The following is a 24,729-nucleotide window of genomic DNA, read 5'->3' as shown; positions in this document are numbered from 1 at the left end:
AAGGTTATTCGTATTACAGAAGAGCAACTGTTGTGAATTGCTTTCAGAATTGTATTTTAGCTTATAATTCCCAACAACAGTTACGAATAATAACAAAGGACTTTAGTTGTGAATTGCTTTCAGAATTGTATTTTAGCTTATAATTCCCAACGTCAACATCCATAGCGACGTGAGTATCAGTGTTGTGAATTGCTTTCAGAATTGTATTTTAGCTTATAATTCCCAACACATGTTACACTTTTTTATCGTTAAGTCCCGTTGTGAATTGCTTTCAGAATTGTATTTTAGCTTATAATTCCCAACATACCGCGATATAATCGTTTGATATGTTGGTAGTTATGAGATTATTCTGAAATAGAAAAGAAGTTGTTTTTAGGCATTGTTGTTCAGGTAGTTATACCTTTTTTTAATCCTGATGACTAAAATAATTCTAACTGTTGTGATGGTTTGTCGGTTTCTACCAATTTTTTCCCATAAAAAAGTTCCATCATACCAAATTGTTTATCAGTTATTTGCATGACGCCAATTTTGCCGTGTTCGGGTAAGTTATTTTTTATTCTTTTGGTGTGTACTTCCGCATTTTCTCTGCTGGCACAAAATCGCATATAGATTGAAAATTGAAACATAGAAAAGCCATCGTCTAATAATTTCTTACGAAATGTACTGGCTATTTTGCGCTCTTTTCGCGTTTCCGTTGGCAGGTCAAAAAATACTAATATCCACAAACTTCTATATTGATTTAAACGGGTGTAATGTTTGTCATACATAAACGGGGTATAAAATTTTCCTTGCCGTTCCATCAAAACATTCATGTAAGGAATGTGTGGTTCTGCTCATAGCAACCATTAACGGACTGTTTTTCCCGTCAATAAAAACATCTATACTTGCTATACTCAATAGTTGTTTTTTAATGTCGATGGTCAATTCTTCAAAAGTATCTTCAGTTTCCATGATATGACATACAATCAAATCGACATACGGGCGATATGGTTCCATAATATCATCAGCAAGGCAATACGCATTGTATTTGTTGCGATGAAAAATGCCTAAAGTAGGTAGCATGCCAGAACTAACAATAGCTCGCGCGGTAATAGCCCTTAGAATGGCATAACCATAATTCAACAGATTATTAGGAGCAATTCCTTTTTGTCCTCTGGTAAAATTTTCTATTTTAATGAGGTTTGGCCAATAATAAACAGCTGCTCTGGATTCGTGATTTAGTGCATCTCCCGAAGTAACTTCCTTTGCCCAAATCTCCATTTTTCGGCAAGGAATTCCTTTTTCTTTGAGCAATCCTGCTTGGTTTATAATTTTAGCACTAATAGTTTGTTGCCATAAATTCTTTTTAAGTGGGGCAGAAGCATTAATTTGGTTTTTGAACCGTTCCGATTGTTCCGTATGACCATTCAAAGGCATTAACAAACCAATGGGCAAATGGTATTGGTCGCAATTGATTAACGCCACATTATTATGAATTAGTTTTTCCAGCAAACCATTCGTAATCGTGATTTGTTGATTTTCGAGAACGATAACCCCAATATCTTCTATAGCCACAGTTTTGGTCTCTTGTTCCTTGTCAGGATAAGAGATTACAATTTGCTCGTTTTTGGTGCTCAAATAAGCGGGATTACCAAAGAAAAGGGTTCGTTTTATCATCGAATTATTCCTTTAATCATTCCAAGTCTATTAACTTCAAGTTTTAAACAAAATTCTTTTATTGATTCTTTGTCAAGAGTAAATTCTAATTTATTTAACAAAGAGAATTCCATTTTATCTACAATTGAAGTTGCAATATTATTAGGAATCGCATACAATCGATTTCCAGTAAAACTCACAGATTTATATACTCTTTGTACTTGCTCTTTTGATAATTTATTAAAATTAAGAAGAGTTAAGTTTTCCATTTCAGCTTCTGTTGGTATATAAACTAAATCATTTGGAGAAAGAGTAAATAAAAGACGATTTCCGTTTTTATCTATTTCTAGTGAAGAACTTAATCCTTGTTTTTGCCTTTCAACTACTTCATTGAAAGGAATGGTTGTATAATTTCGTTTCCCGTTTTCATCTTGATAGATTGCAAAAAACAAATTTGTTCCTTTTGCAGCTTCTACGTATTTATCAGTTTTGTTTCCTGTTTGACCTAAACTAAATTTGCCTCCCTCTTCAAAAACTCTGACTTTTTTTATTGGTTGATGTTTTTTGTTATTATTTAATGCCGTAATATTTTTGTTTAAATGATCCAAACCATTTTCAGAAAAAGCAATTTCGTGAGCGGGGATTTTTTTGCCATTTTCACCAATAGTATTTTGATAAATTTCTTGTTGGAGATGTTTTAATAGAATTTTTTTTATTCCTGTATCCGTTATTTTTTCAATTTTCTTTTCATCGAAAGTGATGTCAAGTGTTTTTCGGGTTGCAGTAGCTTGTATGGTTTCATAGACCTGAACTTTGTCAATAGCTTTTCTATCAATCATTACGGGGAAAGATTTGAGGTGTTTTTTTAATCCCTCACTATTGTTTGGATATTGCTTTATTTTAGCTGCAAGTTGTTTTTTAACTTCCTTATCTACTATCAATTCTATTTGCTCAATTGCATTTGCAATAGTAATATGGCTTTGTTTAATTCGCTTTAAAAACACTTTTCCACTTACCGTTTCTGCGTGCATTGGTTTCCTAATAGCCCAGTTATCTCCTTTTGTTTGTTTGGTAGTGATTTTTTTCATTGCACCATCTTCTTCTTTCCAAACTTGATGCTTATTTACCGTTTTATTGATAACTCTAGAGTTTTGTTTGAAACTGATAATGGTTTGATTTAGTTCATCTTCTGCTTTTTTTGTAAAATTCTCCCAAGGCTTGTGGAATTCCCATTTATAATTCCCATTTGCGTCAGGTTTGGTTTTGAAACAGATTTTGTTTCTTAATCCGTGTTTGATAGTTTTGTCATTTTCATCTTTAGCATTTAGATTATTTAAATAGTTGATATGTGTCCTATTTATACAAGCAATTACTAAGGCATCTAAAGCGTGATGGCGATGGTCAATCCTCTTTTTAGAAAATCCTTTTGCTATTTCATCTGGTACTGTGGTTTGAAAAACTTGTTTTCCACTATTTCCAAATTCATCTCTTTTAAGTTCTAATTTACCAAAATCACTAGAATTAGTTATTGCATTTAAACGTTCAAAACGCGGTGTAACAATTTTATTCCAAACGTCATTCAAACCCCAATCTTGCTTCATTTTTGAAGTAATAGAGCCATTTAAGGAAACGATATTTTTTGAGGTTACTTCTTGTTCATCTTCCTCTCGAACTATTTTGCTTAAAAGATTCTTTACAATTTTACTGATGTATTTGGTGTCATTTAATTGTCTTTCGATAAATTTTTCTGGAATTTCTTCACTCAACAATTTCTTTTGCTTGTTTTTATTTTTGCTATAATAGCTATTTATGTGTTGGTTATAGGCTTCTTTAGTGAATATTTTAACTGTCTTTCCACCAGTTAAGGTTATAATTCTATCTTCGTTTTTTAGAATAAATTCTAATGCGGTCATATTTCCTTTCAAGTCATTTACTTCGGATTCGCAAATGACTTTGTTTGCTAACGAATCATCGAATAATCTGGATTGTGGAATAATGTGTTCGATTTGATATTTGGTTGTAAACAAATCACTTAATGGAATTAACTTTCCAGTGTAAGGCGAAATATATCCTTGTTCCAGCCAAAGTTTGTATTTGTTAATTTCAGAAGTTGTTGGTTTCGAATTTTTCCTTATTTTATCAACTTCTTCTAGTTTTTCTTTTCTATTTTCGCTGCTATAAATACCTTCTTAGTATATTTTTAAAATCTCTTGCTGGCTTGGAGAATATGGACGAACATCGCTTATTCCATCATTTTTTAATTCCGTTAAAATGGCTTTTATACGTAAATTGGTATTTTCGTTTTGAGAAATCTGTTTGGTCATTCTTTCACGAGTTGCTTTGTCATTTTTCATCTCACGGCCTAACTCAATATGAATTTCGTCAAAGAAATTTTCTTTTCCTTCTCCATAATGTTGCCAAATATCTTTTACTACTCGTAAAGTTTCTGTAATAACTTGCTCTACTATTGGATTTCGGAGTGAATGTTGTTTGAAATCGTATTTTAAAAAGTGTTCAATATCTGCGGGAGTTTTCCATTTTGAAATGTCACTGGCTTCGCTGTGTCTGTCATATATTAAATACGATGCCTGATACGTATTTAAACCTTTATTGAATTCAGTACAATTTATAAAACTTTTTAAAACTTGTTTTGGAATATCGCTGTCAGATACTTTTTCAAGAATTGACACATCATAATTTATAGATTTCAATCTTTCTTTAATGGCACTAATTTTGTCAGTAACTCTATCAGAAATTGCATCTTCATTCCAAGTTTTATCTCTTCTCATTAACGTCAATAATTTCTTTATTGCTTTTTCAGAATAAGAGCCATAATCTTTTTTAAAAGGTTTTAATTTTGAAAAATTTGCTATAAATTCATTAGGTAAATTATGTCTTTTTGCAAAAGTTGTAATTGCTTTTATGATTTCAATTTTATCAGTAACAGAATATAAAATATGCCATAAATCTTGGGTGTTTTTGGCATCAAAAAAAGATCTGTCTACATCAATTTTTGCAATTGCATTCAAAAACTGATTTCTTGTTTCGTTACAAGGATAGATTTTGTCTTCTACAAAATTCCATCTGAATCTATCTTCTTTTAATTTGAATTTCGGGTAAGCTAAAAATTGTTTTTGACTGATTTCAGCTTTATTATTTAGCCAGTGAAATAATTCAACTATATCCTCTTCCGTTTTTAAATAATCAATCGTTACATCAATGTCATCGACTATTTCTTTTTTGTAAATTTTAAAGTTTTTTACAAATTGTAATAATCGGAATTCTTGAAAAATAGGATTTGATTTTGCAATACATTTTAAAGATTTTAAAACTTGTTGTCCATTACCATCTTTTACTAAAACACCTTTTTTGTCTTTAACAGGTCTGTGTTCGAAACTGCAGTCGCTAATCAAAGAAATCTTGCTTTTTAATGGTCGCTGATAAAAAATAATATCATCTAAAAACAAATAGTCAAAACCTCTGTCTTTGATGTTGTTTTTATGAGAATCATTGTGTCTATATAATTCATCAATACATTTTTTATAAAGATTTCGATCTGTTAAAATAGCTGAATGGAATTCTATCTGAGTTTTAAGAATTTTCGATATTTCATCTTTATAGAACTTTCTTTCAATCGTTCGAACTAATTCCCCTTTTATTTTTTGATTTGGATTTTTCAAAAGTTCATCGTAGATGTAAGAACCAACCGATTGTCCACTTTGATTTATTGTTTGTTCAGTTTTGATTTTTCTTAACCCCCAGTCGTCTTCTTTTGGAGATCTAAAACTTCTCTTTTCTTCATTGTCTTTATTTAGTTTTACAGTTCCGTCATCATTTAGTTCGGTAGTTACAATGAAATTCTTTTGTTTACCAACCCAGTCAAATAATGCGATTTTGCTTTCACGTTTATAAATCCAACCGTTTGCGAGTATGACATTATACCATATGCCAGATTTTCCTTTTTCTCTTTCAATTACATTAACAACTGTAAGGGTATGGAACTCCTCTAATTTATTTTTGTTTTCTTCTTGTTCCTCGCCACGTAGTTGATAATACCCTCTTTTTTGATTGAAGTTTAGCAATATCCAAGCAAATTCTTCTTTACTTATTTTTTCTGTTAATGCTTTTTTTCTTAAATAGTAGATGGTCCAATCATAAGGGACTTGTTTTAAATCAGGATTTATTAATTTGAATTCAGAAAGCATTTCTCGGTGGCTTTCCAAAAATAAAAATTGGTTCTTACCCCTTTCATTTTTATAAAAAGATAATTTTTCTTCTCTTTCAGACTTAAATTGTCCAAAGCGTTTATCAAAATCTATTGCTTCGGAGTAATGTTTAGGTAAAAAACTAAGAATGTTCAGGACTCTATGAATTCGTTCTCTTCTTAATAAAAAGCGTTGAACCAATCTTCTTGTTCCTCTATATTTTGTTCTTTCAGCAGTTTGAGATATTGACACTCCGCTGTCAAATTTTCCTAATACATCTTGACTCATGGGAATTATTCTACTTCCCAAGCCTTCAATACTCCCTAATTTATTATCAAAGTCATTATTCGTTAGTGCCCAGCCAATACTATTTGTTCCTAAATCTAAACCTAATATTTTTTTCATTACTCATTGCTTTTTAGTAGCTCGAAACTTACGAATAAAATAATTAACTCCTTTACGGGAAACCGCAATCGAACATAAGAACTTTTGTTGTATACTTGCAATACAATTTTGAAGCAATTCACAATAAGGATTATTCCGTTGTGAAAACATTCAAAGCGGCACCCTTACGGTTGTCGCTTTTTTCATTTTTAGTATTTTGATTTATTTGGTTATTGCGACCAACCAGTATTTCCAAAAAAAAGCCAATAAGAATTTACATTCCTATTGGCTTTTAATAAATAAAATAATTAGTTATTCGTCCAGTTTTATATTTCCTCTGTCTTCGTGATTGTCAGGGTGTGAATTTGGATAACGGTGCGCGGTAATATCGGAGTTAAGGTCTTCGTTTTCAACAGTTTTCATTGCTTCCTTTTCAGTAGAAACGCCCCTGCTCAAACTCTCATTTTCATTCCAGCTTCTCTCTTCCGATTCGGGAATAGAAGCAATAGATCCATCTACATTGCGTGCTCTTTGAACAATTTTTTGATCTCCGTTAGCATCGGTTTCCACTTCTTCTTTAAGTATTGATGCTGCAGGATTGTAATCTTCAGGCAAGTTTTCACCACTGAAGCCTTCGTTCGGATTTTGTTTGTTATTTGTCTTTTTTGAACCTAAATCATTGCTTTCCATAATCTTTTATCTTAAAGTTACTACTCTTAACTTTTATAATATTACGTCTTTTATATCAAGAAATTAAATCATTTAACATAGCTTTTGGTTTGCGAAGGCAAATGTATTGGCGTTGTATTTTAATTGTCGCTAAAACAAAACTATCTTTGCCATCATTAAAAATATAACCTAATGACTCATTCTCATTTTATCATCCACAAGCCTTACGGGTATTTAAGTCAGTTTATTTATGAGCTGAAGCGCAAAAAGAAGCTGTTGGGGGAATTACATGATTTTCCTGAAGGAACGATGGCAATAGGTCGCCTGGACGAAGATTCAGAAGGACTGTTGCTATTGACTACGGATGGGATGATGAGCGAAATTATTCGAAGCAAAAAAGTAGACAAAGAATATTATGTTCAAGTCGATGGGATCATTCATCAGCAAGCAATTGAAGAGTTGCAAAAAGGAGTGGCAATTGGTTTCAATGGCTCCAAATACATTACAAAACACTGCAAAGCGTTTTTGATACATGAAATTCCTGCTTTTGGAACCAGGGGAAAAAAAATACGAGATGAACGCCACGGTCCAACATCCTGGGCTTCGATTACGGTCAACGAAGGAAAGTTTCGCCAAGTCCGTAAAATGACTGCCGCTGTAGGTTTTCCTACTTTGCGCTTGGTTCGTGTTCGAATAGGAAACGTACAACTTAATAATTTACAGGCAGGAGAAGTGATTGAAGTTGAGGATTTTCAAATAACCGAATAAACAAATAACCGATTAACCAATAATTACAATGTTAAACATCGTTTTAGTAGAACCCGAAATACCAAACAATACCGGAAACATAGGCCGATTATGTGTAGGCACGGAAAGTCGATTGCACTTGATTCATCCTTTTGGATTTGTTATCAATGATAAAAATTTGAAGCGTTCCGGATTGGATTATTGGGTACACCTTGATGTAACGGAATATGAAAATGTAGCCCAATGGATTGCCCAAATTCAAGATAAATCAAGAGTTTTCCTGACTAGTTCCCACGCTGAAAAATCGTATTTAGAAACTGATTTTCAGGATGGCGACTGGTTGGTTTTTGGTAAAGAAAGTAAGGGATTAAGTGAGGAAGTTTTAGGATTGTTTGAAAATCATCTGACCATTCCCATGTCGCCATTGATTAGAAGTTTTAATATTGCAAATTCGGTCGCTTTTGTCATAGGTGAAGCGAAAAGGCAAATTAACAGTAAACGTTGAGTTGAAAAGTTAGAATAGTAAAAAAGCGTGTTATTTTGAAGTAAATTTTATATATTTGAGTAAGACATTAACTGATTTAACCCTGTTTTTTCTTCCTTTAAATTTACTTTTATGATAGATAAAGTTATTCTTAGAAACACGATTTTCAAACATTTAGATGGACTGGTTATTGCACCGGTTGCTTTTTCTTTACATAAAAGCGGGGTGCTTTCTTATATTCTTGATAAAAAAGAAGTCACGCTGGAAGAACTCACATCACATTTTAAAGCAAACGAAGGGTATCTGAATGTGGGTTTGCGTAATTTATGTTCTCAGGGATTTCTGGATTATCATATCAATAACGCTACCGATGTGATTAAATTTAGCAGCAATGACAAAAGTGTAATCGCTTTTTCGATGTTTCATTTGTACGAAGATGTGATTGATTTATTGCATTTTTCGATGCAATTTCACCCTCGATTATTCGAAGATGCTCCCTTTGAACGGTTGCATGTTATTTTCGAAAAATACAAAAGCAATTACGCCATTTCTTTTTCGAATGATCCGTTAACGAATTCTATCCAGCATCAAATTTTAACGCATATTGAAGGATGTTTGGTAGGGCCTACATTAGTTCGCCTTGGCATGAGTGGCATGTTTCACAAATACTTCATGGAGATTTCCTTCCGTCCCGAAGAATTTCATAAATCACCCGAAAATTTCAAGATTATACTCGATTTCTTTGTTCATTTAGGTTGGTTTACCCAAAAAAAAGGAAATTATCAGTTTACGGAAACGGGTTTGTTTTTTGCCAAAAGAGCTACTGCTTATGGAGTGACAGTTTCCTATTTACCCACTTTTAGTAAAATGGATGAACTGCTTTTTGGTAATCCAAATGTACTCCGAACGGTTGCTGAAGGCGAAGAAGAAATTCATGTGGACAGGGAAATGAATGTTTGGGGAAGCGGAGGCGCACACGACACTTATTTTAAGGTGGTAGATGAAATTATCATCAAATTATTTAATTTGCCTATTGAAGACCAGCCCAAAGGAATACTGGATATGGGTTGTGGTAATGGCGCTTTTTTGCAACATATTTTTGAGGTAATTGACAGGCAGACTATACGCGGAAAAATGCTGGATGACCATCCTTTATTTCTTGTTGGTGCCGATTACAATCAGGCAGCATTGAAAGTAACCCGCGCTAATTTAATCAAAGCCGATATTTGGGCTAAAGTAATTTGGGGGGATATTGGTCAGCCGGATTTGTTAGCCAATGATTTATTGGAAAATTATAACATTGATTTGAAAGATTTATTGAATGTGAGAACCTTCTTGGATCATAACCGAATTTGGGAGATGCCAAAACGGATAACCAAAGGTAGAGTGAGTCATTCAACAGGAGCCTTTGTGCATAGAGGTAACCGAATCAATAATAATCTGGTTGAAGATAATTTGTTGGAACACCTTAATAATTGGTCGCCTTATGTTCGGAAATTCGGATTGTTGATGATCGAATTGCATACTATTTCACCAAATTTGACTGCGGCTAATTTAGGAAAAACAGCTGCCACGGCGTATGATGCCACTCATGGTTTTTCGGATCAATATATAGTAGAAATTCCGGTTTTGCACAAAATAGCTGCTGAAGCAGGATTGTATCCTGATACCAATTATTTTAGGAGATTTCCGGATTCAAATATTGCAACGGTAAGTATTAATTTATTGAAAGGAGTTTGATGAGTATTCAGTGTTCAGTAGTTAGTATTTAAAAATTTTCGACTTAGTGTCTTCGTGGCAAAAAACTAAACAATCATAAATTTTCCCTTCTCAGCGTCAAAAACAATATGTTCATCTTTGAATAATGTACTGAAAGTACCTTTTGAAATAAAATTGCAAGGTTGGTCTTGGATTACAGTTTCAGGAGTCATTATGATCATTTCGTCACTCAACTGTATCGCCATGTCAATATCATGTGTAGAAAATAAAATGCACTTTCCAGTTTCATGGGTAAGTTTTTTCAAAAGTTTGAATAACGAGACTTTATGTAATAAGTCGAGATGTGTTGTAGGCTCATCTAAAATTATCAGAGGTGTATCCTGAGCCAAAGCACGCGCGACCAAAACTTTTTGTAATTGTCCATCACTGATTTCATAATGCTTTTTGGCTGCTAAATGACTGATTTGTGTGAGTTCCATCGCTTCATTCACTTTTACTATATCTACAGCAGTTAATTTCCCAATCCAATTGGTATAAGGCTGTCTCCCTAAAGCAATGAGTTCAAAAACAGTCAAGTTGCTGGGAGGTAATTTTTCGGTCAATACCACACTTAAATTTTGTGCCAAGGCCAAAGCATCAATTTCGTGAATGTTTTTGCCGTTGAGTAAAACAGTTCCTGAAATCGTCTTTTGAATACCCGTTATTGTGCGTAAAAGAGTTGATTTTCCAATCCCGTTTGCACCAATTAATGCAATGAGTTTTCCTTTTTCTAAAGATAAATCAATATTCGAAGCAACAACGGTATTTTCTTTTTTATGAGAATAACCGATGCTGATTTGTGAAGCCTGTAAGATGATTTTATTTTCCATTATATTTGGATAGTTTCTTCATAAATTTAAACATATAGATACATAGAATTGTGTTACTAGGATAAAAGTTTTAAATACTCATTTACAAAAGTTTTTTGCCCTTCTTTAAAAATATTAAAGCAATTAAAATTTATTATAATTGCTTTTGGTGCTTTTAAAAATTTCATATAGGTTAGAAGCTGCGCTTCAAATATAGAATTCATTTCTAAAACAGATTTTAATTCAACGACTAAGCAATTTTCAATAAATAAATCACATCGAAAATCTGTTGTTAATTCTTTGTTTTTTATAAAATATTGGGACTTTCATCTCTGTGAAAAAATTAATTTTTCTATGTGATAATTCTTCTTTCATACATTGATGATAAACACTTTCAAGTAATCCTTTACCCACTATTTTTTGTACTTCTATAGCTGAACCAATTATTTCATAAGTTAAATCATCTAAATATTTTTGAGTAATGATCTGATTTTTTTTAGTTGTATAACTATGTTTCTATGTGTTTAAAAAGATCCAGTAGTAGTGGTTAAACAAAACTTTTTTTCCTGATTAATAACCAAATCACAATAGGTGCGCCAAAAATAGAAGTTACAGCATTAATCGGTAGCGTAATATCGCTACCCGGCATTTGCGAAATACTATCGCAAACGAGCATGATAATCGACCCAAAAAGTATGGTGCTCCAAAATAAAATTGTGTGATTACTGGTTTGAAAAATCAGCTTTGCAACATGAGGTACCGCTAATCCTATAAAGGCAATTGGACCCGCAAAAGCGGTAATACTTCCTGCTAAAATACTGGTTGCAAAAATAATAATTAGTCTTGATTTTTTATAATTCAAACCCAAACTACGGGCGTAATTTTCTCCCAGAAGTAATGAGTTTAAAGGTTTAATGCTGAATAGACTGAGAAGTAAACCAATTGCCACACAGATTGATAAAAGGGAAATTGATGCCCAGGACAAATTGCCAAGATTTCCGAGTGACCAAAAAGTGAATTTCTGTAATTGTTCTGCGGTGCTGAAATAGGTTAGCGTTCCTACAATGGCACTGGTTAAGCTACCAAACATTAGTCCCACAATTAAGATGGCCATGGTATCTCGTAAGCGATGTGAAACTGCCAAAACTGCGAGTAAAACTATAAAACTACCTAAACTTGATGCTAAAATAATTCCGTAGGAGGAGAGTAAAATTGTGGCTATAAATGGAGGTAAAAAAGCAGCCCCTAAAATAACCATTGCAACGCCTAAACTGGCGCCGGAACTCAATCCCAAAACATAAGGGCCGGCTAACGGATTTCTAAATAAAGTTTGCATAAGAAGTCCGCTGATTGATAAACCCATTCCAACAAGAATAGCAGCAATAGCTTTAGGTAAGCGGTAGTTGAGGATGATATATTCCCATGCTTCTTTACTGGAATTTCCGCCGGTTAAACTATTGAAAACTTCTTTTATAGGAATAGAAACGGAACCTAAACTGATGTTGATCAGGAACAAAAAAACCATTCCGATGGTTAGGAATATAAAGAGAACTGTATTTCGGTTTTTGTTTTGCAAGCTTAAATTTGTTTATATCTACAATGTTTTGGAAACCTTGCAAGATTGCTGTTTAGTTGAGATGTCGTCAGCTCGAGTTGAGCATAGATTTGCTATAGAAAATCTTTATGAAGTATCGAGAACCTTTTGAAAGGCTTCTCGATACAATTTTCAACATTAAAGCTGCCGCATTAATGTTGAAAATCACTCGAAGAGATGAGGTAAATTATTAATTTTAATGTTTTTATACCTAATTATCAATCAATATTATTCTAATTTCTGAAAGAAAAAAAGTTTGTGATTCGGAAGCAATTCAGGATGAAAAATTTTAATCAAATCTTTCAGTACCCAGTCGGGGCGGGTAGGTGACCATTCGAAATATAAAATCCCACCTTTTGCGCCTTTATTTATGCCGTACGAATATACTTTTTTATTTTTAAACGAACCAAATTCATTGTAATGCGGATTGCTGTCACTCATTTGTTTTAACGAAGAAAAATCTCCGGGAGCTATCCAATATTCGGCATTTTGAGCTTTTTCTAAAATGGTTTCAAACGGCAAAGGCAAACTGCCGGTTCCTTTGCTGTCAGCCCATAAATAATTAGATTGTGCATCTTTTAGAAATAGTGAAGCCCAACTTTCACCTTGTGGCACATACCATTGATCCTGAAACATTGCACCACTAAGAACGGTAGGTTTTAATGTTGCTTTTTTGGCTAAAGCCAAAGTGTTCGTATATTCTTTTTCAATTTCAGTAAATAGGGTATTTGCTTTAGAATCCAATCCATACAAAGCACCAAAAAACTTAATCCATTCTGCTTTTCCTAGCGGGGATTGCTCTGTCCAATCGCCGTTGAGCATTACCTTCAAACCGCTTTTTTGTAAATTATCCAAAGTTGGGTTGCTGTTATTTAAACCAAAACTGACAATCACATCGGGAGCCATGTCAATTAAAACTTCGGTATTTAAGGTTTCGTTTGTTCCCACTTCTCTAACTTTTCCGGAATCAATAAGTTTTCGGGTTTTCTCTGAAGAAATATAATCGGTGTTTGGGAAACCAACTAAAGTATTTTCGACACCTAACATTTCAAGAGCGGGAATGTGCGTGGTTGAAGTGACGACAATCGATTTTATTGGAATTGGAATGGTGGTAAACTGCTTTAAACTGTCCGGAATAATTCCGTTTTTTTCTTTTAAAACATAGGTGAAATTTTCTTTGGCTTGAGGCCAAGGACTGGTAATTTTAACGATTGAATAGCCTTTGTATTGGTAGATTTCCAAGCCTTTGGCATAATGAATTTCGTTTTTTGACGAAGCAATTGTCGCAGCAGAAGTTTCTTTATTTTGCTTGCATCCACTGAAGAAAATGACAAATAGAAAGAAGGTGAATTTTAAAAAAATTATTTTCATAACATGATTTTCAAGAGGTGCAAAGGTATATTTAATACTTTTTAAAAATCAAATTTTATTTTTTATTCAAATGATAAAGTTATATTTGCACTCGTAATGAGGTTGCTGTTTTGTTTTTTCAAACCAGCATTAAAAGGGAATCAGGTGAGAGATTACAGATTTCAGGATTCAGATTTCAGGAGTTAAATCCTAAATCAAGAATCCTAAATCAAGAATCTAAAATCCTGGGCTGTACCCGCAACTGTAAGCTAATAAGCTTGTTGTTATCTACAAAACCACTGTTTGCTGCGGCGAATGGGAAGGTTAACAACAAGACGCAAGCCAGGAGACCTGCCTTTTTACGCAACAAATACCGAACTCTCGGGAAAAAGAGTTCAGAAATTATGACTACAAAAAAAATACTTTTATTTTGTTTTTTAAGTTTGTGCCAATGTGTTTTGGCTCAAAATAAACCTGCAATTTCTTTAAACGAAGTAATTGTAACTGACGGCGCTTTAAAAAAATATTCAAAAACACTTCAAGTTAAGGTACTAAATGATTCTGTGATTCAGAGGAATTACAGTTCATTGACCAATTTATTGCGATACAATAGCTTGCTGTATCTGAAAGAATATGGAAACGGAATGACTTCTTCTGTTTCCTTCAGAGGTACAACTGCTGCACAAACAGCAGTGATTTGGAACGGGATTAACATAAATTCGCAACTTCTGGGCCAAACGGATTTTAATACCATAACCCCTTTGGGTTATACTAATGTCTCTGTAAGAACTGGTGGAGGTAGCGGAATTTATGGTAGCGCAGCTATAGGTGGTAGCATTCATTTGAACAATGAGCTGCATTTCAAAAAACAATTTCAAAATCTTTTACGGATGGATTTTGGAAGTTTTAATACGCAAGGATATTATTATCAGCTTATTGCCTCTGATGAGAAAGTTGCAACTCAGTTAAGTTTTTCCAGAAATAGCTCCGATAACGATTATGGTTATCTCAATTTAAATCAAAAAAATCAGAATGGAGATTATTACAATACCAGTTTAGATGGAAGTTTTGGTTATAAAATCAATTTGAATCATAAAATCAATTTTTACAGTCAGGTCTATGACGGTTTACGGCATTTTTCAGGAACTTTAGCTTCCATTTCCGTGAGTAAATATTATGATTTGAACACTAGAAATTTGCTGGAGTGGGTTGGATTACATAAAGATTTCACTTCTAAGTTGAAATTAGCGTATGTAACTGAAAATTATAAGTATTATGAGAATAAAGATAAAGATATTTTTAGTGAAGGTGGGGCCAAAACTAAAATAATAAAATATGATTTAGATTATTCTCCAACTAAGAACTTCACCGTCAATTCAGTTGTTGATTTTACGCAAATCAATGGTTTTGGGACTTCAATTACTAATGCTAAAAGAAATATTGGTGCTGCAAGCCTGTTAGTTAAACATACGTTAAGCTCTGTAATCCTATATGAAGCAAGTGTAAGACAGGAAATTGCCACCAGTTATAAGAATCCCTTTTTATATTCTTTTGGGTTTGTTTACCAGCCACTTGAATTATACAGAATTAAGTTGAACACATCTAAAAATTTCAGACTCCCATCTTTCAATGATTTATACTGGGAAGGGAGCGGTAACCATGAACTCATTCCTGAACTTTCCCATCAAATTGAATTGGGACAGGAATTAAAAATCAATGCTTTGAAATTTTCATTGACTGGTTTTTATATTCAAACCAAAGGAATGATTCGTTGGATACCTAATGAAACAGGACAATGGACGCCTATTAATACAGCAAGTGTTGTAAATAAAGGGGTAGAGGCAACAGGAAGCTATTTTAAAAATTTCAGAGGACATAATTTTAATATCAGTTTAGCTTACGGCTATACTTCGTCTGTGGATCAAAGTAATCAGAAACAACTAATTTATGTTCCGTATCATAAAATGACAATGAATGTTGATTACTCCTATAAAAACTGGTCCTTAAATTATCAATATTTATTCAATGGAGCTGTTTATACCTCTGCGGATAATTATTACAGGTTAAAAGAATATCAGGTTTCAAATCTTAGTGTCTATTACAAAATAGGAAAATTGGACCATTATAAAATAGGAATTCAAGCACTGAATTTATTTAATGAAAACTACCAAACGGTTGAGGTAAGACCAATGCCAGGTAGCAACTATAATTTAACTCTAACAATTAAATATTAACACATGAAATTTAAAATTTTTACAATCGCAGTCTTGGCTTCAACTTTATTTTTAGGGTCTTGTACGAATGATACTAATGAGGAAAGATCATTAGGAGCTTATGATAATGGTTTTTTTATAATCAATGAAGGAGGTTTTGGCAAAGCCAATGCTGAAATTTCTTTTATCAGTAATGATTTTGTCACGCAACAAAACTCGCTTTATTCCGCAATTAATCCAGGGAAGTTATTAGGCGACACAGCACAAGATTTTAATGCTAATGGAGAGTTTGGTTACATAGTAATGAATGGTTCTAATACAATTCAAGTTGTAAACAGATATTCTTTCAAAGGTATTGCGACTATTGCGAAAGATTTGAAAAATCCAAGATATATTGTTTTTGCAAATGGAAAGGGATATGTTACAAACTGGGGAGATGGAAGTGATGCAACGGATGATTATATCGCTGTTGTGAATTTAGCTTCAAATACAGTAGAAAGCAAAATTTCAGTCGCTGAAGGACCAGAAAAGTTGATTGTTTATAATAATAAATTATATGTTGCACATCTAGGTGGATTTGGTTCAGGAAAAACTGTTTCAGTGGTTGATGTTTTGACTTCTAAAGTTACAGCTACGATTTCAGTAGGAGATAAGCCAGCAAGTATTGAAGAAAATCAAGGTGTTATCTATGTTTTAAGTAGTGGTAAAGCCGCTTGGACAGGTAATGAAACTGCTGGAAAGTTACAAAAAATCAATCCTTCGACTAATGCAGTAACTGCAACACTTGATTTTGTTTTAGCTTCGCATCCTGGTCAAATGGATATAGAAAATAATAAATTGTATTTCACTCAAGCTAAAAATGTTTTTGTGATGAATACATCGGATACTGTTTTGCCTCTAAAAGCGCTTTTTACAGCTAGTTTTAGTGCCTATGGTTTTGCTGTGAACAATAATTCAGTTTACTTGGCTGATGCAGCGGATTATAGTTCGAATGGTAAAATTGCTATTTATGACACAAACGGAGTTTTGAAAAATAATAGTACTGTTGGTGTATTACCTAATGGCTTTTATTTCAATAATTAATAGGTCAAAATAAATTTTAAAAAAAAGAGGCTATCTGTATCGGATAGCCTCTTTTTTATGAAGAATTAGGAATAGCTTTTCTTAGAATTAGAGCTAAAAATGCTTTTTGGGTTTTATTCTAATGCTTTTAAAAGTCCTTCTGGTGCTTTCTCAATACACATTTCATTTTGAAATCTTCGCATTGATTTAGAATCTTTAAAAAATTCAAAATCCTTTCCAAGGTCTTGTCTCAACATTCTGCCAGTACCGGTAATTTTCCCAATGGCTGAGCTTAATAATGGTTCATCAGTTTCACCAAGGATACCTAAAGCAGTGGACGACGTTTCTTTTAATAAATAATCAGGCTGTAATCCATTGAAGTAATCGCCAAAACCTACTGAATTTACTATTTTTAATACAATAGGATGCATGGCATATCTGTGATTTGGATTCCTGTTCTCAGTACTAAAACTTGGGGAGTCATAACGCGTATCAGAACCTACATTTTTCCCTACCGTAACATCGCCAATTTGTATAACTTGAATGTGTGGTTCTAATGATACAAATTTGAATCATACCACCTCAGAGCAATTTCGTTTTGGTTTTGCACCAAAATACAAATCCGCCAAAGGAGAATTTGTATTGAATTCAAGCTTTAATAAAATTACTCGCTCGTACCAAGATTTTGACAGCTATTCTAACTCGGTTGGGTCTTCTCAATACGATTCAAGAAGCGTGAACACTGATGGATATAACAAATATGAATTTACACAATCTTTGTTTTTGTTTCCGGTACCCGATATCACTTTCACGACATGAACAGCGTAACTCCTTATGGAAATATTGCCAAAGAAAGCACTAAATTTAATATGATAAATCCATATGTGACGGGAGTTTATACTTCAGATTTTGGTTTGAATCTAAATGTGTGAGCGCGTTTGAATATCCACAGTCAATATGGAAATCAATTGGTTTATAACGTGAATCCTTCTTATGATTTTAAATTTATTCCATTGAAGATTTTAGCATCTTACAGTACTGCTTTTGTTACGCCAAGTTTGTACCAATTGTATTCTGAATATGGAAACGCAGATTTGACACCAGAGAAAAACAGCACTATTGAAGCGGGTTTTGAAGCGGATTTTTTGGATAAAAAAATTAAATTGAATGCCGTTGGATTTTACCGCGAGCAAACTAATTTCATTGGGTTTTATTTCAATCCGGTGACTTTTGATTCCAATTATATTAATATTGACGGTTTGAATAAAGCAAAAGGAGTAGAGACCGAAGTTTCTTTTGCCTTGAGCGAAAAAGTTAAATGGAATTCCAATTATACTTTTACGCAAGTGGATCGTGTTTTAGATCGATTGATTCCAAAGCATAAAGTAAACTCCTCTTTAGATTTTCAAATTAACAGCAGATTGTTTTTTAATGTAAATTACCAATATGTTGACAGTAGAAACGATGCTTTCTTTGATGGAAATACATACGCCAGGCAGAAAGTTGTTTTAGATTCCTATCAGTTGGTAAACTCATCTGTTCGTTATGAATTGGTAAAAAACAGATTGTCAGTTTTTGGTGCAGCAACTAATATATTGAACGCTGATTTTGTTGAAAACGTTGGATATAGTGTTCTTGGAAGAAACTTCAAATTAGGGTTGAATATCAATTTATAGGATTAATTTTGGGGTAATAAGAGGTTATTGGAATTATAGGATTGCGTACAAATTTATTTTCTGGCGCTTCAATGCCAGATTGGAAATGATAATAAATATATTTTTAGAAAAAAATGCATTCTAAATAATTTTAAAAACTAATTTTAACTGAAAAGCATCCGTTTAGGCGGATGCTTTTTTATTTTGGTCTACCAATCAATCGGTTATTTTATTTAATTTCAAATACCCAATATGCAATTCATCTTCTTTTAAATCCGTTTTGGATTTGGTGATTTTAAGTGCATACTTTTCTTTAAATGGCGCAGACAATATATCAGATACCTTATAAATATCGTCCACATCAATCCCGTATTTGTCGTCGATGTGTGAAGGGGCGCCCTTGAAGCCGCAATGTTTGTAGAAAGTAGATCTTCTGGCTTTTTTGGAAGCCAATCCCATACTTTCTGCAACAGTCAGGATTTTATAATGGTATTCTTCAAACTCATTTTCTTTATAACCACCCAAGTTGATGAAAAATAAATTATCAGAAGAAGAAATTAGAGCTGAATCGTTTGCAATAATTTCAATTGAAAAATTTTCGACTGCGGAAACTTCTCGCCAGGCATCAATATGAATTCGTCCTTTGGCTTCAGTCCAAAAATCTTTCATATGTGGGATCAAATTCTTCAAGGAATTTCCAATTCCAAAAAAAATATCATGTTGTTCTGTAAATCGGCCTTTCGGTGTACAGCCTAACATGATCATGTATAATTTTAGTTTTTCTTCCATGTTTCAAAGCTACATTTTTTTCTAAAATAAACTTTGGCACAGTTCATGAATGTATAAAAAAAATAACCATTAAAATATTTAAATCATGAAAAAGATAATTACCTTTTTAGCCATTGCAGGATTATTTACTTTGCAGTCTTGTACTACCTCCGGTAGTTTTGAAATTGACCCAATTCCCGTTGCAACAAGCGAAGTATTTGAAGTAACCACTTCATTTAATTCAACTAATAATTACAGTAGATTGATAACTTTAAATCCGCCTATATATTCTTCGGATGTGGTTTTAGTTTATAGATTGTCCGGTATAACACCACAAGGAAGTGATATTTGGAAATTGTTGCCGGAAACTCATTATTTTGCCAATGGAACATTGGACTTTGGTTATGATTATGATTATACCGCTACCGATATAAGTGTTTTTATGGTGGGTAATGATTTACAAAGTGTTTCTACGAATTATCGATTGAATCAGGTTTTAAGGATTGTAATTACTCCAGCTAGTTTTTCTAAAACGATAGACAAAAATAACATAAACGCAGTGATGTCGGCTTTAAATGTTGATAAAAGCCAAATTAAGAAAATTGATTTGTAGTTTATATTTTTAATAAAAAAAGGGAATCTTTCGATTCCCTTTTTTTTATGCTTTTTAATTATTGGATTTTGATAATTTTAGAACTCATTTTCTTCCACACCAATTTCCTCTTTATTCATTTTCAGGGATACTATGATTCCTGCTATTAGCGAAACCGCAATAAAAGCAAGTGATACCCATTCCGGCAATTCGATAAAATCATGGAGTAACATTTTTAAACCTACAAAGCTTAAAATAGCGATAAGACTATATTCTAAATAACTGAATCTTTCCAGCATATTGGCTAAAAAGAAATACATGGAGCGCAAACCTAATATTGCAAAAATATTTGAGCTAAAAACTAAAAAAGGATCACTGGTTATTGCTAAAATTGCAGGAACACTATCGAGTGCAAATACAACATCCATCACTTCAATAACAACAAGTGCGACGAAAAGAGGCGTTGCAGCAGTAATATGTCGTCTTTTCACAAAGAAATGTTCTTTATCGATGTGATTGGAAACAGCAACGACTTTCTTGAGGCTTTTATAAACGAATGATTTTTTAGGTTCAAATTTTTCGTCTTCATTGTCAAATAGCATTCTCATTGCGGTATAAATTAAAAATGCTCCAAAAATATACGTGGTCCAGGCAAATTTATTGATCAACAAAACACCAAAATAAATCATTATACCTCTAAAAACGATAGCTCCTAATATCCCCCAAAACAAAACTCTATGTTGGTATTTTTTTGGTATTTTAAAAGCAGAGAATATAACCGCGATAACAAATATGTTATCTACGCTCAGCGATAATTCAATCAAATAGCCGGTAATAAATTTCATAGAAGCCGTTGCCGGTTTCAGTTGATCTGGATTTGCAATATAGTCGGTACCGTAAAGCCAATAAATAACTCCTGAAAACATAAAAGATAATGCTACCCAAACGGCAGTCCATTTCCCAGCTTCTTTAGAGCTGATAATATGTGGTGTTTTGTTGAAAACGCCTAAATCGAGTGCAAGAAATAGCAAAATGGCAAGTAAGAATAAAATCCAGACAATCATAAATAGAGTTTTTTAAGTAGTACAAAGATACTTTTTGATTTTTAACAGCTCTACTTATTCTAGTAAATCTTACTGTTTTCACAAATAGGGTATCGTTTCAATTAATATAGGTTTTTAATTTCGAAAAATAGGAATCTATAAAAAACAGCATTTAAATTAGCAGCTTATTAATAATTTGGGTCATTCTTAAGAATTTCATAAAATTAAAGACGTACCCATAAAAAATAGAGGTAAATTTCCATGAAAGTAATATTTAATTTATATTTGCATCGAAATACAAGGGGTTTAATATAAAAACTACACAATTATGTCTACATTACGTTTTCAAGCTTTGAGAGAAGCATCCAACAGAAAGCCTGTTCAATTTGAAGAAACCGATAGAAAATCAACTATTTTCGGTTCGAATGTGTTTAATGACAAAGCAATGAAGCAATACTTGACTTCAGATGCTTTTAAAGGAGTGCAAGGTGCTGTTCAGCATGGAACTAAAATAGACAGAAAATTAGCAGATTATATTGCCATGGGTATGAAAGAGTGGGCTTTGTCTAAGGGAGTTACTCATTATACACACTGGTTTCAACCACTTACTGGAACAACGGCTGAAAAACATGATGCTTTCTTCGAAACATCTTATGACGGTAGCGATCCGGTAGAAAAGTTTGGTGGCGCGCAATTAGTACAGCAAGAACCAGACGCATCTAGTTTCCCTAACGGAGGAATCAGAAACACATTTGAAGCAAGAGGATATACGGCTTGGGATCCAACTTCTCCAGCATTTATTTTTGGAACCACTTTATGTATTCCAACCGTTTTTATTTCTTACACAGGCGAAGCTTTAGATTATAAAACACCTTTATTGAGAGCCTTAACCGTTATGGATGATGCTGCAACTGAAGTATGTAAGTATTTTGACAAAAATGTTAAGAAAGTTACCGCAACTTTAGGATGGGAACAAGAATATTTCTTAATCGATAAATCATTAGCAGACTCTCGTCCTGATCTTATTATGACCGGAAGAACTTTGCTGGGACATACCTCTGCAAAAGGGCAACAATTAGATGACCATTATTTTGGTTCTATTCCAACTCGTGCGTTAACATACATGAGAGATTTAGAGCAAGAATGTATGTTGCTGGGAATACCGGTAAAAACACGTCACAATGAAGTAGCTCCAAATCAATTTGAGTTAGCTCCTATTTTTGAAGAAACAAATTTAGCGGTGGATCATAACTGTTTGTTGATGGATGTAATGCAAAAAGTGGCGGAACGTCATGATTTGAAAGTATTGTTCCATGAAAAACCTTTCAAAGGTGTAAATGGTTCAGGAAAACACAACAACTGGTCATTAGCAACAGATACCGGAGTTAACTTGTTAAGTCCAAGTAAAACGCCAATGAGCAATTTGCAGTTTTTGACTTTCTTTATTAACACTATTAAAGCGGTAAATGATTACGAAGCTTTACTTAGAGGCGCAATTGCAACTGCAAGTAATGACCACAGATTAGGAGCTAATGAAGCGCCACCTGCAATTATCTCTGTATTTATTGGAGAGCAGTTGACTAAAGTTTTGGCTGAATTAGAAGGCGTAACTGCCGGTAAATTATCACCAGAAGAAAAAACAGATTTAAAATTAAATGTCGTAGGTAAAATTCCAGACGTTCTTTTGGATAATACAGACAGAAACAGAACTTCACCATTTGCTTTTACAGGAAATAAATTTGAGTTCAGAGCGGTGGGCTCTTCTGCTAACTGTTCCAATGCAATGACAACTTTGAATACTATTGTTGCAAAACAATTGAAAGATTTCAAAATTGAAGTTGATGCATTAATTGAATCTAAAGACATGAAGAAAGATGATGCGATCTTCAATGTGTTGAGAGAATATATCAAAGTTTCTAAAAATATCCTTTTCGAAGGAGACGGGTACAGCGAAGCTTGGGAAATTGAAGCAGGAAAAAGAGGTTTGAGTAACTTCAAAACAACTCCTGAAGCATTAAAAGCCAGAGCTTCTAAACAAGCATTGGATTTGTTTTCTGAAATGGGTATCATGAACCACATTGAAGTGGAGGCGCGATACGAAATTGAATTGGAAGAATACACTAAGAAAATTCAAATTGAAGGTAGAGTTTTAGGTGATATTTCAAAAAATCACGTTATACCTACTGCTATTCGTTACCAAAATACTTTAATTGAAAACGTTAAAGGATTGAAAGATATTTTCGGAGCTGAATTTGAATCAATTGCAAAAGAGCAAATTGTTTTAATCAAAGAAATTTCTGGACACATTGCAGGAATCAATTCTAAAGTGGAAGAGATGACTAATGAAAGAAAGAAAGCAAACGTTCTTACTGATGCTCAAGAAATGGCTGAAGCCTATTGCAATTCTGTAAAACCTTATTTTGAAGTAATCCGTGAGCACTGTGATAAACTGGAATTATTAGTTGACAACGAGCTTTGGACATTAACGAAATACAGAGAATTATTATTTACAAAATAATAACGAGTCACTATTTCATTAAAAATGCCTGTCCGTTTGGATAGGCATTTTTTTATGGTTTTCAATTAATTATAAAGATTTCGGGTCTAAGTACAAGCAAATACCCTTTTCGGTGTCAAATTACTGTCCGAATTTAATTCAAGCTATTTTTTATTTCATGGAGTGAAATGCCACTTTGTTTCCTTCAGTGTCGGTGAAGTGTGCCATAAAACCATTAGGCCCTATCGAAGTTTTAGGCAAAACAACTTTTCCGCCTGCTGCTTCAACCTTTGCAAGAGGGACACTCAAATCCTCACCACCGTTGAGGTACACTAAAGTACCTTTATCAGCGGGTTGATATGCTTCATTTTCCACTAAACTACCTCCGATTCCATGTTCCATGTCTGCCGGGAAGAAAGCTGATTTCATGCCCATGTCTTCCATTGGCTCCATTTTGGCTCCTAAAACTGTTTCGTAAAAGGCTTGTGCTCTGCTTAAATTTTTGACTGGAATTTCAAACCAGTTAATTGCATTTTTCATCTTATTTAATTTTTTTGTTTATGAAGGATTGAATTACTCTTTTTTTAAGACTTTGTTTGCTGTTAAGTTCTAAACACCGATTTTAAGTTCATTTTTTTGTCTGTTGGTTTCTATTTTTACAATCGTTGTTTAAGATTGCTGTCAACTAAACTGTTTCTTCTGCAGTTGTTGGGTCAATGGTTGCAGCTATTCTACTTATGGAATTCGCAGGAAATCCGCCTAATTTAGCATGTTCGCGAATCATTTCCTCGTTGGGTGCGATGTAAGTACAATAGATTTTGTCAGCGGTGACATGGCTGTTAACCCACTGGATTTGTGGTCCCATTTTGCCCAAAACTCCATAGGAAGTTTGCGAAATGGCTTTCAATTGTTCGGCGCTTAGTTTACCGGCACCGGGAATCTCTCTTTCAATAATGTATCTAGGCATGATGTTGTATTTTTTGTTTCCTACTCGTATGGCTTTTCGGTAAGGCCCCGTTTTTTTAGTGGTTGCTGGTTTCCACTTTTCTAAGTTTAAATCTGGGTTTAAAATTTGTTACACTTTTAAAGGTATTTATGGATTAACTTCAATTCAAACCTATATGAATCTAGTATAATACGTAATAAAATAAACAGTATTTTGTCATGTATTTTAATGTTTAAGTAATTAACAGTCAAAACATTATAACAAATTTAATGAAATAAAACTAGACTTTAAAGACAGATTACAGATTTAACGAAACAC

22 protein-coding genes, 1 pseudogene, 1 CRISPR repeat array and 1 riboswitch (1 of these 25 only partly in view) are annotated in these 24,729 nt (G+C 33.4%); of the genes and pseudogenes, 9 read left to right on the top strand and 14 right to left on the bottom strand.

Annotation, left to right across the window (positions count from 1 at the left end):
* Positions 1 to 303: a CRISPR direct-repeat array (repeat unit 46 nt; unit sequence GTTGTGAATTGCTTTCAGAATTGTATTTTAGCTTATAATTCCCAAC); it reaches 123 nt to the left of the window's first position.
* A gap of 116 nt (positions 304 to 419) precedes the next feature.
* From cas2 to ACFX5E_RS11060, 4 genes and pseudogenes are all read right to left on the bottom strand, one after another.
* Complete coding sequence (cas2, locus tag ACFX5E_RS11075) at positions 420 to 767, bottom strand: CRISPR-associated endonuclease Cas2 (protein WP_379855224.1); 348 nt, start codon at positions 765 to 767, stop codon at positions 420 to 422.
* Positions 760 to 1,656 (bottom strand): type II CRISPR-associated endonuclease Cas1, encoded by an 897-nt coding sequence (cas1, locus tag ACFX5E_RS11070; protein WP_379855223.1) that lies wholly within the window; start codon positions 1,654 to 1,656, stop codon positions 760 to 762. Before cas1 ends, cas2 begins: the two co-directional genes overlap by 8 nt.
* A pseudogene (cas9, locus tag ACFX5E_RS11065) lies at positions 1,653 to 6,245 on the bottom strand (type II CRISPR RNA-guided endonuclease Cas9). Before cas9 ends, cas1 begins: the two are co-directional and overlap by 4 nt.
* 291 nt (positions 6,246 to 6,536) lie before the next feature.
* Positions 6,537 to 6,914 carry a hypothetical protein gene (locus ACFX5E_RS11060; protein WP_379855222.1) on the bottom strand — a complete coding sequence of 126 codons (378 nt, stop codon included), beginning with the start codon at positions 6,912 to 6,914 and terminating at the stop codon, positions 6,537 to 6,539.
* A gap of 171 nt (positions 6,915 to 7,085) precedes the next feature.
* On the opposite strand from ACFX5E_RS11060, the gene ACFX5E_RS11055 reads away from it, so the two are divergent.
* The 3 genes from ACFX5E_RS11055 (at position 7,086) to ACFX5E_RS11045 (ending at position 9,864) form a co-directional block, all read left to right on the top strand.
* Positions 7,086 to 7,661 (top strand): pseudouridine synthase, encoded by a 576-nt coding sequence (locus ACFX5E_RS11055; RefSeq protein ID WP_379855221.1) that lies wholly within the window; start codon positions 7,086 to 7,088, stop codon positions 7,659 to 7,661.
* A gap of 28 nt (positions 7,662 to 7,689) precedes the next feature.
* On the top strand, positions 7,690 to 8,145 hold the full coding sequence (locus tag ACFX5E_RS11050; RefSeq protein ID WP_379855220.1) for a tRNA (cytidine(34)-2'-O)-methyltransferase: 456 nt from the start codon (positions 7,690 to 7,692) through the stop codon (positions 8,143 to 8,145).
* Between the two features lie 111 nt (positions 8,146 to 8,256).
* A complete protein-coding gene (locus tag ACFX5E_RS11045; RefSeq protein ID WP_379855219.1) occupies positions 8,257 to 9,864 on the top strand; it encodes a class I SAM-dependent methyltransferase in 1,608 nt (535 codons plus the stop codon).
* Between the two features lie 65 nt (positions 9,865 to 9,929).
* Here the strand turns inward: ACFX5E_RS11045 and ACFX5E_RS11040 are convergent, their stop codons facing one another.
* The 5 genes from ACFX5E_RS11040 to ACFX5E_RS11020 form a co-directional block, all read right to left on the bottom strand.
* Positions 9,930 to 10,712, bottom strand: a complete 783-nt coding sequence (locus ACFX5E_RS11040) for an ABC transporter ATP-binding protein (protein ID WP_379855218.1) — start codon at positions 10,710 to 10,712, stop codon at positions 9,930 to 9,932.
* A gap of 56 nt (positions 10,713 to 10,768) precedes the next feature.
* A complete protein-coding gene (locus tag ACFX5E_RS11035; RefSeq protein WP_379855293.1) occupies positions 10,769 to 10,957 on the bottom strand; it encodes a GxxExxY protein in 189 nt (62 codons plus the stop codon).
* A 7-nt stretch (positions 10,958 to 10,964) separates the two neighbouring features.
* Complete coding sequence (locus ACFX5E_RS11030) at positions 10,965 to 11,105, bottom strand: GxxExxY protein (protein ID WP_379855217.1); 141 nt, start codon at positions 11,103 to 11,105, stop codon at positions 10,965 to 10,967.
* A gap of 133 nt (positions 11,106 to 11,238) precedes the next feature.
* Positions 11,239 to 12,267: a FecCD family ABC transporter permease gene (locus tag ACFX5E_RS11025; protein WP_379855216.1), complete on the bottom strand. Its 1,029-nt coding sequence runs from the start codon at positions 12,265 to 12,267 to the stop codon at positions 11,239 to 11,241.
* Between the two features lie 246 nt (positions 12,268 to 12,513).
* Positions 12,514 to 13,656 carry an ABC transporter substrate-binding protein gene (locus ACFX5E_RS11020; protein ID WP_379855215.1) on the bottom strand — a complete coding sequence of 381 codons (1,143 nt, stop codon included), beginning with the start codon at positions 13,654 to 13,656 and terminating at the stop codon, positions 12,514 to 12,516.
* Positions 13,657 to 13,738: 82 nt separating this feature from the next.
* A riboswitch (cobalamin riboswitch) is annotated at positions 13,739 to 14,008 on the top strand.
* 31 nt (positions 14,009 to 14,039) lie between these two features.
* On the opposite strand from ACFX5E_RS11020, the gene ACFX5E_RS11015 reads away from it, so the two are divergent.
* Entirely contained in the window at positions 14,040 to 15,869 is a 1,830-nt protein-coding gene (locus ACFX5E_RS11015) for a TonB-dependent receptor (RefSeq protein WP_379855214.1), read from the top strand.
* 3 nt (positions 15,870 to 15,872) lie between these two features.
* Positions 15,873 to 16,931, top strand: a complete 1,059-nt coding sequence (locus ACFX5E_RS11010; protein WP_379855213.1) for a YncE family protein — start codon at positions 15,873 to 15,875, stop codon at positions 16,929 to 16,931.
* Positions 16,932 to 17,044: 113 nt separating this feature from the next.
* Here the strand turns inward: ACFX5E_RS11010 and ACFX5E_RS11005 are convergent, their stop codons facing one another.
* The gene (locus ACFX5E_RS11005; RefSeq protein ID WP_379855212.1) at positions 17,045 to 17,341 is read right to left on the bottom strand and encodes a hypothetical protein; all 297 of its coding nucleotides are present in this window, start codon (positions 17,339 to 17,341) and stop codon (positions 17,045 to 17,047) included.
* A 136-nt stretch (positions 17,342 to 17,477) separates the two neighbouring features.
* On the opposite strand from ACFX5E_RS11005, the gene ACFX5E_RS11000 reads away from it, so the two are divergent.
* Together ACFX5E_RS11000 and ACFX5E_RS10995 are read left to right on the top strand one after the other, a co-directional pair.
* On the top strand, positions 17,478 to 17,729 hold the full coding sequence (locus ACFX5E_RS11000; RefSeq protein WP_379855211.1) for a hypothetical protein: 252 nt from the start codon (positions 17,478 to 17,480) through the stop codon (positions 17,727 to 17,729).
* A gap of 119 nt (positions 17,730 to 17,848) precedes the next feature.
* A complete protein-coding gene (locus ACFX5E_RS10995) occupies positions 17,849 to 18,586 on the top strand; it encodes a TonB-dependent receptor domain-containing protein (RefSeq protein ID WP_379855210.1) in 738 nt (245 codons plus the stop codon).
* A gap of 195 nt (positions 18,587 to 18,781) precedes the next feature.
* Here the strand turns inward: ACFX5E_RS10995 and ACFX5E_RS10990 are convergent, their stop codons facing one another.
* Entirely contained in the window at positions 18,782 to 19,354 is a 573-nt protein-coding gene (locus ACFX5E_RS10990) for a DUF1543 domain-containing protein (RefSeq protein ID WP_379855209.1), read from the bottom strand.
* A gap of 85 nt (positions 19,355 to 19,439) precedes the next feature.
* On the opposite strand from ACFX5E_RS10990, the gene ACFX5E_RS10985 reads away from it, so the two are divergent.
* A complete protein-coding gene (locus tag ACFX5E_RS10985) occupies positions 19,440 to 19,946 on the top strand; it encodes a hypothetical protein (RefSeq protein WP_379855208.1) in 507 nt (168 codons plus the stop codon).
* A gap of 77 nt (positions 19,947 to 20,023) precedes the next feature.
* Here the strand turns inward: ACFX5E_RS10985 and ACFX5E_RS10980 are convergent, their stop codons facing one another.
* Positions 20,024 to 20,989, bottom strand: a complete 966-nt coding sequence (locus tag ACFX5E_RS10980; RefSeq protein ID WP_379855207.1) for a TerC family protein — start codon at positions 20,987 to 20,989, stop codon at positions 20,024 to 20,026.
* 307 nt (positions 20,990 to 21,296) lie between these two features.
* On the opposite strand from ACFX5E_RS10980, the gene ACFX5E_RS10975 reads away from it, so the two are divergent.
* On the top strand, positions 21,297 to 23,486 hold the full coding sequence (locus ACFX5E_RS10975) for a glutamine synthetase III family protein (RefSeq protein ID WP_379855206.1): 2,190 nt from the start codon (positions 21,297 to 21,299) through the stop codon (positions 23,484 to 23,486).
* Between the two features lie 150 nt (positions 23,487 to 23,636).
* Here the strand turns inward: ACFX5E_RS10975 and ACFX5E_RS10970 are convergent, their stop codons facing one another.
* Positions 23,637 to 24,005 carry a VOC family protein gene (locus ACFX5E_RS10970; RefSeq protein WP_379855205.1) on the bottom strand — a complete coding sequence of 123 codons (369 nt, stop codon included), beginning with the start codon at positions 24,003 to 24,005 and terminating at the stop codon, positions 23,637 to 23,639.
* 145 nt (positions 24,006 to 24,150) lie between these two features.
* On the bottom strand, positions 24,151 to 24,432 hold the full coding sequence (locus ACFX5E_RS10965; protein ID WP_379855204.1) for a DUF4242 domain-containing protein: 282 nt from the start codon (positions 24,430 to 24,432) through the stop codon (positions 24,151 to 24,153).
* Positions 24,433 to 24,729: the final 297 nt, after the last annotated feature.

Source organism: Flavobacterium xylosi (genome assembly GCF_042787345.1).
Classification (GTDB): Bacteria; Bacteroidota; Bacteroidia; order Flavobacteriales; family Flavobacteriaceae; genus Flavobacterium; species Flavobacterium xylosi.
The sequence above is the reverse complement of the archived record's forward strand: the minus strand, read 5'-3'. Positions and strand labels throughout refer to the sequence as shown.

What these genes read in the sequence shown, in the direction of transcription:
- ACFX5E_RS10990 (WP_379855209.1), bottom strand. Translation starts at nt 19,354, where the DNA reads ATGGAAGAAAAACTAAAATTATACATGATCATGTTAGGCTGTACACCG.
- ACFX5E_RS11005 (WP_379855212.1), bottom strand. Translation starts at nt 17,341, where the DNA reads ATGCATCCTATTGTATTAAAAATAGTAAATTCAGTAGGTTTTGGCGAT.
- ACFX5E_RS10970 (WP_379855205.1), bottom strand. Translation starts at nt 24,005, where the DNA reads ATGAAAAATGCAATTAACTGGTTTGAAATTCCAGTCAAAAATTTAAGC.
- ACFX5E_RS11020 (WP_379855215.1), bottom strand. Translation starts at nt 13,656, where the DNA reads ATGAAAATAATTTTTTTAAAATTCACCTTCTTTCTATTTGTCATTTTC.
- ACFX5E_RS10985 (WP_379855208.1), top strand. Translation starts at nt 19,440, where the DNA reads ATGAAAAAGATAATTACCTTTTTAGCCATTGCAGGATTATTTACTTTG.
- ACFX5E_RS11015 (WP_379855214.1), top strand. Translation starts at nt 14,040, where the DNA reads ATGACTACAAAAAAAATACTTTTATTTTGTTTTTTAAGTTTGTGCCAA.
- ACFX5E_RS11045 (WP_379855219.1), top strand. Translation starts at nt 8,257, where the DNA reads ATGATAGATAAAGTTATTCTTAGAAACACGATTTTCAAACATTTAGAT.
- ACFX5E_RS10980 (WP_379855207.1), bottom strand. Translation starts at nt 20,989, where the DNA reads ATGATTGTCTGGATTTTATTCTTACTTGCCATTTTGCTATTTCTTGCA.
- cas1 (WP_379855223.1), bottom strand. Translation starts at nt 1,656, where the DNA reads ATGATAAAACGAACCCTTTTCTTTGGTAATCCCGCTTATTTGAGCACC.
- ACFX5E_RS10965 (WP_379855204.1), bottom strand. Translation starts at nt 24,432, where the DNA reads ATGCCTAGATACATTATTGAAAGAGAGATTCCCGGTGCCGGTAAACTA.
- ACFX5E_RS10975 (WP_379855206.1), top strand. Translation starts at nt 21,297, where the DNA reads ATGTCTACATTACGTTTTCAAGCTTTGAGAGAAGCATCCAACAGAAAG.
- ACFX5E_RS11010 (WP_379855213.1), top strand. Translation starts at nt 15,873, where the DNA reads ATGAAATTTAAAATTTTTACAATCGCAGTCTTGGCTTCAACTTTATTT.
- ACFX5E_RS11050 (WP_379855220.1), top strand. Translation starts at nt 7,690, where the DNA reads ATGTTAAACATCGTTTTAGTAGAACCCGAAATACCAAACAATACCGGA.
- ACFX5E_RS11055 (WP_379855221.1), top strand. Translation starts at nt 7,086, where the DNA reads ATGACTCATTCTCATTTTATCATCCACAAGCCTTACGGGTATTTAAGT.
- cas2 (WP_379855224.1), bottom strand. Translation starts at nt 767, where the DNA reads ATGTATGACAAACATTACACCCGTTTAAATCAATATAGAAGTTTGTGG.
- ACFX5E_RS11040 (WP_379855218.1), bottom strand. Translation starts at nt 10,712, where the DNA reads ATGGAAAATAAAATCATCTTACAGGCTTCACAAATCAGCATCGGTTAT.
- ACFX5E_RS11060 (WP_379855222.1), bottom strand. Translation starts at nt 6,914, where the DNA reads ATGGAAAGCAATGATTTAGGTTCAAAAAAGACAAATAACAAACAAAAT.